The organism is Pseudomonas sp. A014 (assembly GCF_052378495.1).
In the GTDB taxonomy this organism is placed as follows: Bacteria; Pseudomonadota; Gammaproteobacteria; order Pseudomonadales; family Pseudomonadaceae; genus Aquipseudomonas; species Aquipseudomonas machongensis.
In genome coordinates this window covers 1,173,431-1,188,114 of sequence record NZ_CP199001.1, presented here as the reverse complement: position 1 = coordinate 1,188,114, position 14,684 = coordinate 1,173,431, and the positions used below count along the sequence as shown (strand labels likewise).

General features: G+C 64.0%; 12 protein-coding genes. 5 read left to right on the top strand and 7 right to left on the bottom strand.

Features of this window, described 5'->3' with window-relative positions; translation table 11 throughout:
- Positions 1-76: 76 nt before the first annotated feature.
- Positions 77-1,039: a type II secretion system minor pseudopilin GspK gene (gene gspK / locus ACTYOL_RS05680; protein ID WP_444757649.1), complete on the bottom strand. Its 963-nt coding sequence runs from the start codon at positions 1,037-1,039 to the stop codon at positions 77-79.
- A 147-nt stretch (positions 1,040-1,186) separates the two neighbouring features.
- Between gspK and tatA the strand changes: the two genes are divergently transcribed.
- From tatA to ACTYOL_RS05660, 4 genes are all read left to right on the top strand, one after another.
- On the top strand, positions 1,187-1,390 hold the full coding sequence (gene tatA / locus ACTYOL_RS05675; protein ID WP_054894695.1) for a twin-arginine translocase TatA/TatE family subunit: 204 nt from the start codon (positions 1,187-1,189) through the stop codon (positions 1,388-1,390).
- Positions 1,390-1,653 carry a Sec-independent protein translocase protein TatB gene (tatB, locus tag ACTYOL_RS05670; RefSeq protein WP_197892229.1) on the top strand — a complete coding sequence of 88 codons (264 nt, stop codon included), beginning with the start codon at positions 1,390-1,392 and terminating at the stop codon, positions 1,651-1,653. The genes tatA and tatB overlap by 1 nt, the downstream gene beginning before the upstream one ends.
- Positions 1,650-2,393, top strand: coding sequence for a twin-arginine translocase subunit TatC (gene tatC / locus ACTYOL_RS05665; RefSeq protein ID WP_153772633.1), 744 nt, complete (start codon positions 1,650-1,652; stop codon positions 2,391-2,393). Before tatB ends, tatC begins: the two co-directional genes overlap by 4 nt.
- Before the next feature lie 85 nt (positions 2,394-2,478).
- Positions 2,479-4,500, top strand: coding sequence for an HET-C-related protein (locus ACTYOL_RS05660; RefSeq protein WP_444757648.1), 2,022 nt, complete (start codon positions 2,479-2,481; stop codon positions 4,498-4,500).
- Between the two features lie 75 nt (positions 4,501-4,575).
- Here the strand turns inward: ACTYOL_RS05660 and ACTYOL_RS05655 are convergent, their stop codons facing one another.
- Together ACTYOL_RS05655 and purL are read right to left on the bottom strand one after the other, a co-directional pair.
- Entirely contained in the window at positions 4,576-4,887 is a 312-nt protein-coding gene (locus ACTYOL_RS05655) for an NGG1p interacting factor NIF3 (protein ID WP_151925310.1), read from the bottom strand.
- A gap of 3 nt (positions 4,888-4,890) precedes the next feature.
- Positions 4,891-8,790 (bottom strand): phosphoribosylformylglycinamidine synthase, encoded by a 3,900-nt coding sequence (purL, locus tag ACTYOL_RS05650; protein ID WP_444757647.1) that lies wholly within the window; start codon positions 8,788-8,790, stop codon positions 4,891-4,893.
- 259 nt (positions 8,791-9,049) lie between these two features.
- On the opposite strand from purL, the gene mltF reads away from it, so the two are divergent.
- Positions 9,050-10,507 carry a membrane-bound lytic murein transglycosylase MltF gene (mltF, locus tag ACTYOL_RS05645; RefSeq protein ID WP_065863195.1) on the top strand — a complete coding sequence of 486 codons (1,458 nt, stop codon included), beginning with the start codon at positions 9,050-9,052 and terminating at the stop codon, positions 10,505-10,507.
- Between the two features lie 27 nt (positions 10,508-10,534).
- On the opposite strand, the gene tadA is transcribed toward mltF, so the two are convergent.
- From tadA to ACTYOL_RS05625, 4 genes are all read right to left on the bottom strand, one after another.
- Positions 10,535-11,014, bottom strand: coding sequence for a tRNA adenosine(34) deaminase TadA (gene tadA, locus ACTYOL_RS05640; RefSeq protein WP_197892220.1), 480 nt, complete (start codon positions 11,012-11,014; stop codon positions 10,535-10,537).
- Entirely contained in the window at positions 11,014-12,396 is a 1,383-nt protein-coding gene (locus ACTYOL_RS05635) for a multicopper oxidase family protein (RefSeq protein ID WP_444757646.1), read from the bottom strand. Before ACTYOL_RS05635 ends, tadA begins: the two co-directional genes overlap by 1 nt.
- Before the next feature lie 138 nt (positions 12,397-12,534).
- Positions 12,535-13,947: a heavy metal sensor histidine kinase gene (locus tag ACTYOL_RS05630; RefSeq protein WP_197892216.1), complete on the bottom strand. Its 1,413-nt coding sequence runs from the start codon at positions 13,945-13,947 to the stop codon at positions 12,535-12,537.
- Complete coding sequence (locus tag ACTYOL_RS05625) at positions 13,944-14,618, bottom strand: heavy metal response regulator transcription factor (protein WP_112897546.1); 675 nt, start codon at positions 14,616-14,618, stop codon at positions 13,944-13,946. Before ACTYOL_RS05625 ends, ACTYOL_RS05630 begins: the two co-directional genes overlap by 4 nt.
- Between the last annotated feature and the right edge of the window lie 66 nt (positions 14,619-14,684).

Sequence of the window (14,684 nt, the reverse complement as noted above, 5' to 3'; positions counted from 1 at the left end):
AAGCCCGCGGATTGCCTGCCCAGCTCACCATCGCCGGGGCCGCCTTGCGGCCCCATCTGGCTTCGGCGCTTGAACGCTAGAACACTGGCTCGCGCCCGCGAATCCGAACCTGTTGCGCCGGCACCCGCGCATGCCACTGCACCACCCCCAACGCCTCGACCTGAAACTGGCTGCGCACCACTCGCCCGTCTTCCTCGAACGAAAGCTGCAACAGGAAGAACCCGCTGTTGAGTAACAATCCCTCGCTCAACCGAGCAAAGTTCTCGTCATCCAAAGCGCCCAGTGCCTGGCGTAACCCTCCCGCATCGACATAACCCGACGCCGGCCGATTGGTGATGATCCGGCTGAGCAGCGAGCGGGAAAAATGCCCCTCGTAGAGTGCCTCCAGCAACGGCAGGTGCTCCAGGTTCAAGGCATTGGCATTGAGCCGCCAACCGCTGGTCTGCGGCAATGCGCACAGCATCGGATAGCGCCCCTGGCGCCCGGCATCGGGTTCCAGCAGCAGGTTCAACTCGCTCGGGTCGAGCATCGCCTGGTTGGCTGCCAGACGTGGTGGCTGCTGGCGCAGGTACTGGCCGCTCTCGGCACCTTGCAGGCGGGTGTCGCTGTCAGCGTCCAGCCAATCGGCCAGGGCGTCGACCAATCGCTCGGCAGCCATGTCGTCGCCGAGCAATCGACGCAACTGGCGCTCGGCACGCTCGGCGTCTTCCCCCAGCAAGGCATTGACGTTGAAGCAGGTGTGCTGGTCGCGCACCTGCAGGCGCGCCTTGCCTGCACCAAAGTCATACTCCAGCGCCTGGCCGCGCAGGGCCTGCCAGAACAGGGGGCTGGCGCGCCAGGTCGGATCGCGCAGGGCCTGGCTGGCATAGGCAAGGCCAGCCTGCTCCATCGCCCGCACCTGCACGCGCTGGCGCAGCAAGCGCGTTTCATCGACCTGCCGACGCCCCTCCTCCACCAGCCAGGCCAGGCCCGCCGCAAGCATCGCCAGCGCCACCATCACCATCAGCAACGCTGCACCCTGTTGTCGCCCACCACCCATTGCACCGCGCCTCGTCATCCGTGGAGGCGCCAGTCAACACGGTGCGTGTTGCAAGCACATGGCAACGTTTCCCGACAGTCACGTTGGCGTCATCTGAAGCAGGCAGGATTGGCCTTCCTTTTCATGACCTTACAGGAGTTCTCGCACATGGGCGGTATAGGCATCTGGCAACTGGTGATCGTGCTGCTGATCGTTTTCCTGCTGTTCGGCACCAAGCGCCTCAAAGGCCTGGGCAGCGATGTCGGCGAAGCGATCCAGGGTTTTCGCAAGTCGATGGGCGGTGACGACAACAGCAGCGCATCACCCAACGCACAGGTTCAACAGCAGCAGCCAACGGATCGCCAAGGCTGATGTTCGAGATCGGTTTCAGCGAACTGCTACTGGTTGGCGTCGTCGCTCTGCTGGTCCTGGGGCCCGAGCGCCTGCCGGTGGCGATGCGCACCGTCGGGCGCGGTCTTGGGCAGGCGCGGCGGGCCATGAACATGCTGCGCGCCCAGGTCGAGCGGGAAATCGACATGCCAGCCCTGGACGATGCGGCGCTGCGCAAACTGGAGCAGGACATCCGCCAGGGTGTCAGCCTCGATGAAGCACCCGCCAGGGAACGTACATCATGAGCTTCGCTGTCCACGGAAGGTCGGCAATGCCGCTGACCGAACACCTGCGTGACGCGCGCAAGCGGCTGGTGCGTTGCCTGCTGGCCATCGCCCTGGCGTTCGCTGTGTTGTTCCCCTTCGCCCAGACCCTCTACACCCTGGTCTCCGAGCCGCTGCGCCGCTTCCTGCCCGAGGGCGCGAGCATGATCGCAACCAGCGTCACCTCGCCGTTTCTCACGCCCTTCAAGCTGACGGCCATGTGCGCGCTGTTCATCAGCATGCCAGTGCTGCTGCATCAGGCTTGGGGCTTCATCGCGCCGGGGCTGTATCGGCGGGAGAAACGCATAGCCCTGCCGCTGCTGGTGTCGAGCATCCTGCTGTTCTACGGCGGCATGGCGTTCGCGTTCTTCCTGGTGTTTCCGATGATGTTCGGCTTCTTCGCCAGCGTGACCCCCGAAGGCGTGGCAATGATGACCGACATCAGCCAGTACCTGGACTTCATTCTCGCCCTGTTCCTGGCGTTCGGCCTGGCATTCGAAATTCCGGTGGCAACCTTCATCGTGGTCTGGGCAGGCCTGACCGATGTCGCCAGCTTGCGCCGTAGCCGGCCCTACGTGATCGTCGGCTGTTTCGTGGCCGGTATGATCCTCACGCCTCCTGACGTGTTCTCCCAGACCATGCTCGCCATCCCGATGTGGTTGCTGTTCGAGATCGGCCTGCTGGCCTGCGGGGCCCTTCAGACGCGCACCCGCCTTTCGTAGCGCCTACAGCGGGAGGCGTTGCCTGCTCCCTCTCGCACCACGCGGCTCACATGCTGGGGACTCCGTCAATTGATGAGTCCCCAGCATGATCCCACTAAGCCTGCACACCCGCTTCGCTCTTGATCGACTCACCGAAATCAGCCGGCCACTCTCAGCACAGGCCTTCCGCGAAATGCTCATCCCTGTGTTCGGTGACGACGTGCCAGACAGTTGCTATCAGCAGCTGCAGGACGCACTACGCGACGGCACGCTGAGCAACCCTTTACACCAGGTGAACCCACAGGTGGCAGGCAAAGCCTGCTACGACAATGCCACGCGTATCATCCACCTGCACCCCGAGGTGATCGCTACCGCGCTGCTGCAGCCACAGGCGGCCTGTGAACTGGCGACCATCCTGCTGCACGAGTTCGGTCATCACCTGGACAACCTTCTGCGCCAAGACTTCGCGAAAGGCCTGGACGATGGCTTTGCCTCGGTGGCCGAGGATGCAGAGCTCGAGGAAGGTGCGCGCTTCGCCTACCTGATCGGCTGCATGGAGTCAGGCCCAAGCGGTGAGCTGCAGATCGCCCAACTGACCGAAGCAGGCCGAACCATCACCCTGCGAGCCGATGACCAGGCCATGCGTCTGTTCATCCGCCAGAGCCAGGATGAACATGCGCAACGCGCCAACACCAATGAAGGCAGCACCGAGGGCTTTTCTGCGGGCAAGGGCGACAAGAAAAACCCTGAAATGTCCTGGGGGCATGAGTCGATCGAGGAAGACCTCAAGTACGCCGGGTTCAATGAGCAGCAACGCAAGGCGATCTATTTCGGCAACTGGTTGCGCGACTACTCGCAGTTGCTCGATCCCAAGCTGGTCCGCGCCGAGGACGCGCCCAAAGAGTTCCCGCGCAAGCTCTCCCGGAAAGTCCTGACCCAACTCGTAGACCTGCTGGCGCTCAAGGCATTTCCCAGCCTGCAATCCACGCCGCAAGAGCGCGCGCACTACGTGGTCACACCGCAGATGCTCGGGGTGTATCGTCCTACCGAGCACATCGACAATCCCTACAACCCCAACCCGTCAGCGACTGACCCAAGCACCATCGATGCAGACTTCGAGCCGCCTGTCGCACAGGACGATCCGCGGTTGCAGGTCGATCCGGATACGTCCATGAAACGCCACATCTTCAGTTCGGTCGATTACATGTGCGAACGACTGCGCGAGGCAATGGCGGCGGGCCCGACCCCTGAGGGCCTGCGCGAATTCGGTGCAGCACTGCACGTGCTGGAAGATTACTTCGCCCACTCCAACTACGCCGAATTGAGCCTGCACAAGCAGGGTCACAACACGGTACTGACCTGGACCGCCCAAACCGACTGCAAGCACGGCTGGCCCATCGTCACCGGCATGTTCGCCGGCAGCGATGTGATAGCCAGCCTGGCCGAGCCGATGGCCAATGCACTCTTCGCCCCCTCCGGCGACTTCGAGAACATCACGCCAGGGCAGCGCTCGGACACTGAACTGGCGCTGTTGATCCTGCTTCAGGACCACCCCGATCCGCAGTGGCAGGAATACCTGAACAACGCACTCGAAGTTCGCGACACGTTGGCGGACCTGCCAGGGTTCAATATGGCGAGGCGCATTTCCTGGATCACGGGCTCACCGCTGCGCCTTGCAACCGACCTGCCCAAGGTTGGCTACCGGGCCATCCTCAACCTGATCGGCAACTCGGTCGACGATATCCAGACGTACAGAATGGGCAATCCCATGCTCACCGGCTCGACCAATCCGACCCACTCCCAGCTTGCCAAGGACCATGACGTGCATCCGCTGCATACCCTGGCCACCCTGATGGCCCGGGTTGCAGTGCGCGAAGTCGGTTTCGCCATGTTCAAATACTGGGAGGGGGGGCGGTTGCGCGATCCGATCAAGATAGCGCGCAGCTACTTTACCCACCCCAACGACAGCGAATGGCAGGACGAACTGGTCAGCAAACGGGCAAGCGAGCACCCCAAGGAAATTCAGAAATCCAGCGACCCTGCTGTCTTCGAAGCGCTCAACCACGATCATGAGGCGCCAGCGGTGGATGAAAGCGCCTGGGAACGTCTGAAAGGGCTGTTCAGTTAAAACCTGTAGAAACGACAAGCCCCGGCAGAAGACTGCCGGGGCTTGTCGATGTGCAGCAGCAAAATTTCAGCGCACTCAGATGTCCAGCAAAGGCCAGACCTCATACGCCGGCGTTTCATAAGGGTGGCTCTGTTTCAATGCGGCGACCACCTGGCGAACCCGCTCATCGGCCACCACCAGCTCCACCTTCCACTCCTCCACCACCTCGACCTGGCCCACCTGCCCGAGGAATGGCTGGCTGCCATCCAACGGGCGGAACTGACCCTGGCCAAGTGTCTGCCAGGCACAGTGATCGTAGTCACCGATACGCCCGCCTCCGGCGGCGAACACGGCGGCCTTGACCACCTCGACGTGGCTGGCGGGGACGAAGAAGGCGAGCTTGTGCACCGCTTAGTTCACCCACACCCGCGCGTTGCGGAACATGCGCATCAGCGCGGCGTCTTCCTGCCAGTCATCCGGACGCCAGGAGTTCTGCACGGCGCGGAACACACGCTCAGGGTGCGGCATCATGATGGTGACGCGACCGTCGCGGCTGGTGAGGCCGGTGATGCCCCGTGGCGAACCGTTCGGGTTGGCCGGATACTGCTCGGTGACCTTGCCGTGGTTGTCGACGAAACGCAGGGCCACGCAACCGGACAGGTCGGCTTCCAGCAGTGCCTCTTCGCTGGCGAACTCGGCATGGCCTTCGCCGTGGGCGATGGCGATCGGCATGCGCGAACCGGCCATGCCCTGCAGGAAGATCGAGTTGGACTTCTGCACCTCGACCATGGCTACACGCGCTTCGAACTGCTCCGAGCGGTTGCGCACAAAGTGCGGCCAGTACTCGGTGCCCGGGATCAGCTCGTGCAGGTTGGACATCATCTGGCAACCGTTGCACACGCCCAGGGCGAAGCTGTCGGTACGCTCGAAGAAGGCCTGGAAAGCATCGCGGGCACGACTGTTGAACAGCGCCGACTTGGCCCAGCCTTCACCGGCGCCCAGTACGTCGCCGTAGGAGAAGCCACCGCAGGCGACCAGGCCCTTGAAGGCTTCGAAGTCGACGCGACCGGCGAGGATGTCGCTCATGTGCACGTCGATCGCGGCAAAGCCTGCACGGTCGAAGGCTGCAGCCATCTCGACCTGGCCGTTGACGCCCTGCTCACGCAGGATCGCCACTTGCGGACGCACACCCTTCTTGATGTAGGGCGCGGCAACGTCTTCGTTGACGTCGTAGCCGAGCTTGACCGACAGGCCTGGATTGTCCTCTTCGAGCAGGACGTCGAATTCCTGGTCGGCGCAGTCGGCGTTGTCGCGCAGGCGCTGGATCTGATAGCTGGTCTCGGCCCACTGGCGCTGCAGCATGCGACGGTCATCGTCGAACAGCACTTCGCCGTTCAGGCTGATGGACACCTCGCCGTTGTTGACCGGCTTGCCGATCACCGCGACGCACTCCTCGCCCAGGCCGGCAGCGCTGAACTGGGCCAGTACGTCCGGCGTGGCGTCCTGGCGAACCTGGATGACCGCGCCCAGCTCTTCGTTGAAGAGGATGGCCGGCACGTCACCCTTGCTGTCGGTCAGCGGATCGAGTTGCAGATCGAGGCCGCAATGGCCGGCGAAGGCCATTTCCAGCACGGTGGTGACCAGGCCGCCGTCGGAACGGTCGTGGTAGGCCAGCAGGTGACCGTCGGCGTTCAGACCCTGGATCACGGCGAAGAACGCCTTGAGGTCTTCTGCGTCGTCGACGTCCGGCGCCTGGGCTGCGATCTTGCCGTAGGTCTGGGCCAGGATCGAGGCGCCCATGCGGTTCTTGCCGCGGCCCAGGTCGATCAGGATGAGGTCGGTCTCGCCCTTGTCCATGCGCAGTTGCGGGGTCAGGGTCTTGCGGATGTCAGTGACCGGGGCGAAGCCTGTGATGATCAGCGACATCGGCGAGGTAACGCTCTTCTCGACGCCCTCTTCGCTCCACTTGGTCTTCATCGACATCGAGTCTTTGCCGACCGGGATGGTGATGCCCAGCTCGGGGCACAGCTCCATGCCGACAGCCTTGACGGTGTCGTACAGGCGCGCGTCTTCGCCTGGGTGGCCGGCAGCGGACATCCAGTTGGCCGACAGCTTGATGTCGGACAGCTTGTCGATGCGCGAGGCGGCCAGGTTGGTGATGGTTTCGCCGATGGCCATGCGCCCGGATGCCGGGGCATCCAGCAGTGCCAGCGGAGTCCGCTCGCCCATGGCCATGGCTTCGCCGGTGTAGACATCGAAACTGGTGGCTGTGACGGCGCAGTCGGCCACCGGTACCTGCCACGGGCCGACCATCTGGTCGCGGGCGACCAGGCCGGTGATGGTGCGGTCACCGATGGTGATCAGGAAGCTCTTGCTGGCCACGGCCGGGTGGCTCAGCACGCGCTGTACGGCGGTGTCCAGGTCCAGCTCGCTCGGGTCGAAATCATCGCCCAGCTCGGCTTCGCGGGTGACCGAGCGGTGCATGCGTGGCGGTTTGCCCAGCAGCACGTCGAGCGGCATGTCGACCGGGGTGTTGTCGAAGTGGCTGTCGGTGACGGTCAGGTGCTGTTCTTCGGTGGCTTCGCCGACCACGGCGAACGGGCAGCGCTCACGCTCGCAGATGGCCTTGAAGCGCTCGAAGTCGACAGCGCTGACGGCCAGCACGTAACGCTCCTGCGATTCGTTGCTCCAGATTTCGTGCGGGGCCATGCCCGGCTCGTCGTTGGGCACGTTGCGCAGCTCGAAGCGACCACCGCGGCCACCGTCGTTGACCAGTTCCGGGAAGGCGTTGGAGATGCCGCCGGCGCCGACGTCGTGGATGAAGGCGATCGGGTTGTCGTCGCCCAGCTGCCAGCAGCGGTCGATAACTTCCTGGCAACGGCGCTCCATTTCCGGGTTTTCGCGCTGGACCGAGGCGAAGTCCAGGTCAGCCGAGCTGGCACCGGTGGCCACCGACGAGGCAGCGCCGCCGCCCAGGCCGATCAGCATGGCCGGGCCGCCGAGCACGATCAGCTTGGCGCCGACGGTGATCTCGCCCTTCTGCACGTGGTCTTCACGGATGTTGCCCATGCCGCCGGCGAGCATGATCGGCTTGTGGTAGCCGCGCACTTCTTCACCGTGCGGGGTGTTGATGCTCTGCTCGAAGGTACGGAAGTAGCCGGTCAGGGCCGGACGACCGAATTCGTTGTTGAACGCGGCGCCGCCCAGCGGGCCTTCGATCATGATGTCGAGGGCGTCGACGATGCGCTCAGGCTTGCCGTAGGCCTGCTCCCATGGCTGTTCGAAGCCCGGGATGCGCAGGTTGGATACGGTGAAGCCGGTCAGGCCGGCCTTGGGCTTGGCGCCACGGCCGGTGGCGCCTTCGTCGCGGATTTCGCCGCCGGAGCCGGTGGAGGCGCCGGAGAACGGGGCGATGGCGGTCGGGTGGTTGTGCGTCTCGACCTTCATCAGGATGTGCACCGGCTCCTGCACCGCACCGTACTGGCGGGTTTCAGGATTCGGGAAGAAGCGGCCGGCGACGTTGCCGACGATCACCGAGGCGTTGTCCTTGTAGGCCGACAGCACGCCTTCGTTGTGCATCTGGTAGGTGTTCTTGATCATGCCGAACAGGCTCTTTTCCTGAGCCTGGCCGTCGATGTCCCAACTGGCGTTGAAGATCTTGTGGCGGCAGTGCTCGGAGTTGGCCTGGGCGAACATCATCAGCTCGATGTCGTTCGGGTTGCGCTTGAGCCCCTGGAAGGCGTTGACCAGGTAGTCGATCTCGTCTTCGGCCAGGGCCAGGCCCAGGTCGACGTTGGCCTGGGCCAGGGCGGCGCGGCCACCTGCGAGAATGTCGACCGAGGTCATCGGCTTGGGCTGGGCGTGGCTGAACAGGTCTGCAGCCTGCTCCAGCTGAGTCAGCACGCGCTGGGTCATGCGATCGTGCAGTTCGGCGGACACCTGCGCGACGTCGGCGTCGCTGAGCGAGCCGGCCACGTAGTAGGCGATGCCGCGCTCCAGGCGCTGGATCGACTGCAGGCCGCAGTTATGGGCGATGTCGCTGGCCTTGGAGGCCCAGGGCGAAATGGTGCCCAGGCGCGGCACGACCAGGAACAGGCGGCCGCTCGGCTCCTGTACCGGCACGCTCGGGCCGTACTTGAGCAGACGGCCCAGCACCTGCTGCTGGTCGGCGGTCAGCTCGCCGTCGACGTCGGCGAAGTGGGCGAATTCGGCATACAAACCAGTAACAGCGGGGACTTTCTGGCTCAGTTGCTCGAGTAATTTACCGTGGCGAAAGGCAGAAAGGGCAGGAGCGCCGCGCAGGATCAACATCGTCGGGACAGCCTCAGGAAGGGGTGTGCTTAGAGGCCGTGCATTCTAGCCTAATTCGACGGCTTTCGGCACCCGCCAGAGGGCAATGCTGCCGGGCGGTGGAACCGGACCTGGGGGTCAGAATTCTGCAGGCTGGCCGGAGGGGTTTTCACTGGGCGATCCTCCGAAGGCAAGCCCCCGCAAACACACGACCCGCTACCAGACAAGCTAACGGTTGTCGAGATATGGCGCGGGCGGTCCTTTGCGTATACTGCAACCTATGTTCGCCCACACTGCTTTGCGCCAGCGCTGCGCCAGATGGCTCTTCGCAACCGGACTCTTGCTGATGCTCGGTGCCTGTGTTGAAAAACCCAGCACCCTCGAGCGCGTGAAGGAGGACGGCGTGCTGCGCGTCATAACCCGCAACAGCCCGGCCACCTACTTCCAGGACCGCAACGGCGAAACCGGCTTCGAATACGAGCTGGTCAAACGTTTCGCCGACGATCTGGGCGTCAAGCTGGAGATCGAGACCGCCGACAACCTCGACGACCTGTTCGACCAGTTGGGCAAGCCTTCCGGTCCGGTGCTGGCAGCCGCCGGCCTGGTCAGCAGCGAGCAACGCACCACCCAGGCGAAGTTCTCCCACCCGTATCTCGAAGTCACCCCCCAGGTCATCTACCGCAATGGCCGTTCCCGCCCCACCGAACCCAAGGATTTGATCGGCAAGAAGATCATGGTGCTCAAGGGCAGCAGCCATGCCGAACAGCTGGCCGAACTGAAAAAGCAGTATCCGACGCTTGAATACGAAGAGTCCGACGCTGTTGAGGTGGTCGACCTATTGCGCATGGTCGACGAAGGCCAGATCGACCTGACCCTGGTCGACTCCAACGAACTGGCGATGAACCAGGTGTACTTCTCCAACGTGCGCGTGGCCTTCGACCTGGGCGATGCCCGCGACCAGCGCTGGGCCGTGGCGGCCGGCGAAGACAACAGCCTGCTCAACGAGATCAACGAGTTTCTCGACAAGGCGCAGAAGAACGGCACGCTTCAGCGCCTGAAAGACCGTTATTACGGCCATGTCGACGTGCTTGGCTACGTCGGCGCCTACACCTTCGCCCAGCACCTGCAGCAGCGCCTGCCCAAGTATGAAAAGCACTTCAAGAGCTACGCCAAGGTCGAGCAGGTCGACTGGCGGCTGCTGGCGGCGATCGGTTACCAGGAATCGATGTGGCAGCCCGAGGTGACATCGAAGACCGGCGTACGCGGCCTGATGATGCTGACCCAGCGCACCGCCCAGGCCATGGGCGTGTCCAACCGGCTGGACCCCAGGCAAAGCATCATGGGTGGGGCGAAATACTTCATGCTCATCAAGGAGCAGCTCGACGACAGCATCCAGGAGCCGGACCGCACCTGGTTCGCCCTGGCCGCCTACAACGTCGGCAGCGGCCATCTGGAAGACGCCCGTACCCTCGCCAAGCGCGAAGGCCTGAACCCGAACAAGTGGCTGGACGTGAAGAAGATGCTGCCACGCCTGTCGCAGAAGCAGTGGTACAGCAAGACCAAGTACGGCTACGCCCGCGGCGGCGAGCCTGTGCACTTCGTGGCCAACATCCGCCGCTACTACGACATCCTCACCTGGGTGACCCAGCCGCAGCTCGAGGGACAGGTGGCCGAGGGCAACCTGCATGTGCCTGCGGTCAACAAAGACAAGCCGGCGGAGCAATCACCGCCGATGTAACCCTGCAGCGGCCTCTTGGCGGGCAAGTCAGGACTTGGCCCGACGCGCCTTGAAGAAGTCGCTGAGAATCTGCCCGCACTCCTGCGCCAGCACGCCCCCCTCTACCAACACCCGATGATTCAAAAAACCCTGGGTGAAGAACTGTCCCTGGCTCTGCACCACCCCCGCCTTGGGCTCCAGCGCCCCATACACCACCCGCTCTATCCGCGAATGGACGATCAGGCCCGCACACATGCTGCAGGGCTCGAGGGTCACATACAGGGTGCTGCCCGGCAGCCGATAGTTGCAGACAGCCTTGGCTGCATCGCGAATGGCGACCATTTCGGCGTGGGCGCTGGGGTCATTGTCGGTGATCGGTCGGTTGAAGCCACGGCCGATCACCTGCCCCTGCTGCACCAGCACCGCACCTACCGGCACCTCCCCCAGCAAGGCGCCTTCAGCCGCCAGTTCCAGGGCCAACTGCATGAATGCCTGATCGCCGCTGCGATCGATGATCCGCGGACGCATCAGACCACCGCGATCGCGGCCATCAGGCCGGTTTCCATGTGGTCGATCACATGGCAGTGGAACATCCAGGTGCCCGGGTTATCCGCTACCAGGGCCACCTGGGCACGCTCGTTCTTGCCCAACAGGTAAGTGTCGGTGAACCAAGGCTCGGTGATCTTGCGGCGATTGGAGGCGATCACCTTGAAACTCATGCCGTGCAGGTGGATAGGGTGCTGGTACTGGGTCATGTTCTTCAGCTCGAAGATATAGCTGTTGCCCTTTTTCAGCGTGGCAATCGGCCGGTCGGCACAGGTCTTGTCGGTGATGTCCCAGGCCTGGCCGTTGATCTGCCACAGACTCGGTGGCTTGCCGTTTTCGGTGTTCACCGAAACCTGGCCCGCCCATTCGAAATTGAAGTTCAGCTTCTCGGCCTTCTCCAGGTCCGGCTCGGCGACCGGGTTCGGCGGCAGCGCCTTGGGCCAGTCGCTCGGCGCCTCGCTGCTGGCGACCGAACGCAGGGTGCCCAGGCGCACGAAGCCGTCGCGCAGGGAAATTTCCTCGCCGGCCTCGGGAATTCGGATGGCCAGGCAGATGCGCATGCCGGGGCCAAGCCAGTAGTCGTCCTCGAGCGGCCTCGGGGTCACCGGGTTGCCGTCGAGCGCATAGATCATCGCCTCGCAGTTGCCCTTGAGGTTGATGCGGTAGGTCCAGGTGTTGTCCAGGTTGAGCAGCCGCACACGCACCACTTGGCCGGCGGGCAACTCGGTGACCGCCTCGGCCTGGCCATTGATGGTGATCAAGCGCCCAGCGGTGCCATTGCGCGCGGCCTCGCGAGGCACGCTGAACGGCATGAACTCGCCCTGCTCGTCCACGTGCCAGGTCTTCAGGCTCAGGGTGCGCTCGTGCAGGAAACCGGTCGGCTCGCGCTCCTCGACGATCAGCGGCCCGACCAGGCCCCGCCCCAACTCCTCGGAGCTGCTGACATGTGGGTGGTACCAGTAACTGCCGGCATCGGGCACGCGGAACTTGTAGTCGAAGAACTCACCCGGCTTGACCGGCAATTGCGACACGTAGGGTACACCGTCCATTTCCAGCGGCAGGCGGATGCCATGCCAGTGGATGGTGGTTTCAACCGGCAGGTGATTGATGAAGCGTACCCGCAACCAGGTGCCCTGGCGCACCCGCAACTCGGTGCCGGGTGCCGAGGGCCCGAAAGCCCAGGCTTCGGTCTTGAAACCGGGAACCAGCTCGACATCCAGGGGCGCCGCGATCAGCTCGTAGTCGTGCCCGGCATTGTCGTCCTCGACCTTGCCCAGCCAGTAGCGAGCCGCGCCTCCGGCGCCCAGGCCAACCACGACGAGGCCGGTCAGGCCCTTGAGCATTTGTCGACGGGTAAAGGACATACGTGCAGGTACCTCGTTTTGCGCAATCAAGCTGCCAGCACCGCTGGCAATGAAGGGCGAATACGATACACCTGCAATTGAGAAAGATTAAGTGAACTGTTGTCGCGCTGCTGCACGAGGCCGGCTTCAGCGGGACCTTCAAGGGCTGGGTGGCCTATCGTGGCTGACGCGCGGGAACGCGAGGGTGAAACAGGTCGCCCCCTCGCTGCTGTCGGCCCAGCAGCGTCCCTGGTGCAATTGCATGATCGAGCGCACGATCGACAGGCCCAGCCCGCTGGACTGTGACGAATGCTGGCGCGAGGCATCGACCCTGTAGAAACGTTCGAACACGCTTTCCAGGTGCTCAGGGGCGATTGCCTGCCCACGGTTGCGCACCCGGATCAACACCTCATCGCCCTGCTCACCGGCGGTCACCTCGATGACACTGCCCGGCTCGGCAAAGCGCACCGCATTGGCCAACAGGTTGGCCAGCGCCCGGCGCAGCAACGCGGCGTCGGCCCACACCGAGCCTTCGCCATGCCACGCCAGCCGTACGTCGCGCTCGCAGGCGAGGTCTTCGAAGTAGTCGCACAGACGCCCCAACTCCTGGGCCAACTCCAGCCCGGTGCGATCGATAGGGTGGTCGGCATGCTCGGCGCGGGCCAGGAACAGCATGTTGTCGATCATCCGCGACAGCCGTTGCAACTCCTCGAAGTGCGAGCCCAGCAGGCGCTGGTAGTAATGCGGCTCACGCACCTGACCGAGGCCGACTTCAGTCTGGCCAAGCAGATTGTTGATGGGTGTGCGCAAATCATGGGCCATGTCGGCACTGACCTGCTTGAGTTGCTCGAAACCGCGTTCGAGCCGCTCCAGCATGGCATTGAACTGCTCGATCAGGGCATCCAGCTCGGCGGGTGCATCGTCGCGCTGCAGTCGCTGCGACAAGGTGCCGACGCCAATGGTTGCCGTCTGGCGCGCCAACCGGCGCAGTGGCGACATGCCGCGGCGGGCGAGCAGATAGGCCAGGGCTGCCGCCAGCACGGCCATCACCGACGAGAACAGGATGATGTTGTCGCGGTACTCGCGCAGGATGCGGGTGCGCTCGGTCAGCAAGCGCCCCGACAGAATTTCCAGTGCCGCACCGCCACCCGGTGGCTCGCTGAGTACTGCGGTATAGATGAAGGGCGTGCCATCGGCGGTGGTGCTGCGCTGCACCGCATCCAGCCCCAGTGCTTCCCCCGCAGGCAGAGGCGTGACCTGCGGCACCTCGCGGCGCCCTGGATTGACCTCCAGCAGCGGCGCCCCGGCGACCGGCCGGATGACCAGCAAGGATTCGGTATTGCCCAGCATGTTGGCGAACAGCTGCGGCTTGTCACGCACCAACGCGCGGGCGTCCATGTCACGCAGCAGGGTACGGATCTGCTCGACGCGGGTCAGCAGCGCGCCGTCGTCACGCAGCGCCAGTTGCTGCCCGAGTGCGACATACAGCGCGCCGCCCAGCAGAGCCAGGGCGACGAACGAAAAGGTTGCCAGCAACACCGCCAGGCGCACGGTCAGCGACAGGCGCCTCATGCCTCGAGCTCGCAGCGATAGCCGACGCCGTGCACGGTATGGATCAGGCGCACCGCGAAGGGTTCGTCGACTTTCTGCCGCAGGCGCCGCACCGCGACATCCACCACGTTGGTGTCGCTGTCGAAATTCATGTCCCACACTCGTGATGCGAGGAAGGTGCGCGACAGCACCTGCTCGGGATGCTGGAGAAAACACGCCAGCAACTTGAACTCCTTGCTGGTCAGGTCGATGCGCATACCTGCGCGTTCGCAGCGGTGCTTGCCCAGGTCCAGGCGCAGATCACCCAGGCTGAGGATCTCTTCATCCGGCTGCGCATGGCCGCGGCGCAGGATGATGCGGATGCGCGCCAGCAGTTCGGCGAAGGAGAATGGCTTGACCAGGTATTCGTCGGCGCCCAGCTCAAGGCCACGCAGTCGATCTTCGAGCGTGCCACGGGCGCTGAGGAACAACACGGGGGTACGGGTCTGTGCGCGCAGTTTTTGCATCACGGCCCAGCCATCGAGCCCGGGCAGCATCACGTCGAGCAGGATCAGGTCGTAGGGTGTCTCGCGGGCCATGTGCAGGCCGTCGATACCATTGTCGGCATGATCGACACTGTAGCCGGCCTCGCCCAGGCCACCGGCCAGGTAGTCGGCGGTCTTGGCTTCGTCTTCGATGATGAGGATTTTCACTGACCCGCGTCTCCAACCCGCCTGCCGGCACCGACGCAGTATAGCGTGGTGCCAGGCCGGGCTGGC

Bases quoted from the DNA above. Each gene is read 5' to 3' on its own strand.
- gspK (WP_444757649.1), bottom strand. From the start codon at position 1,039: ATGGGTGGTGGGCGACAACAGGGTGCAGCGTTGCTGATGGTGATGGTG.
- tatA (WP_054894695.1), top strand. From the start codon at position 1,187: ATGGGCGGTATAGGCATCTGGCAACTGGTGATCGTGCTGCTGATCGTT.
- tatB (WP_197892229.1), top strand. From the start codon at position 1,390: ATGTTCGAGATCGGTTTCAGCGAACTGCTACTGGTTGGCGTCGTCGCT.
- tatC (WP_153772633.1), top strand. From the start codon at position 1,650: ATGAGCTTCGCTGTCCACGGAAGGTCGGCAATGCCGCTGACCGAACAC.
- ACTYOL_RS05660 (WP_444757648.1), top strand. From the start codon at position 2,479: ATGATCCCACTAAGCCTGCACACCCGCTTCGCTCTTGATCGACTCACC.
- purL (WP_444757647.1), bottom strand. From the start codon at position 8,790: ATGTTGATCCTGCGCGGCGCTCCTGCCCTTTCTGCCTTTCGCCACGGT.
- mltF (WP_065863195.1), top strand. From the start codon at position 9,050: ATGTTCGCCCACACTGCTTTGCGCCAGCGCTGCGCCAGATGGCTCTTC.
- tadA (WP_197892220.1), bottom strand. From the start codon at position 11,014: ATGCGTCCGCGGATCATCGATCGCAGCGGCGATCAGGCATTCATGCAG.
- ACTYOL_RS05635 (WP_444757646.1), bottom strand. From the start codon at position 12,396: ATGTCCTTTACCCGTCGACAAATGCTCAAGGGCCTGACCGGCCTCGTC.
- ACTYOL_RS05630 (WP_197892216.1), bottom strand. From the start codon at position 13,947: ATGAGGCGCCTGTCGCTGACCGTGCGCCTGGCGGTGTTGCTGGCAACC.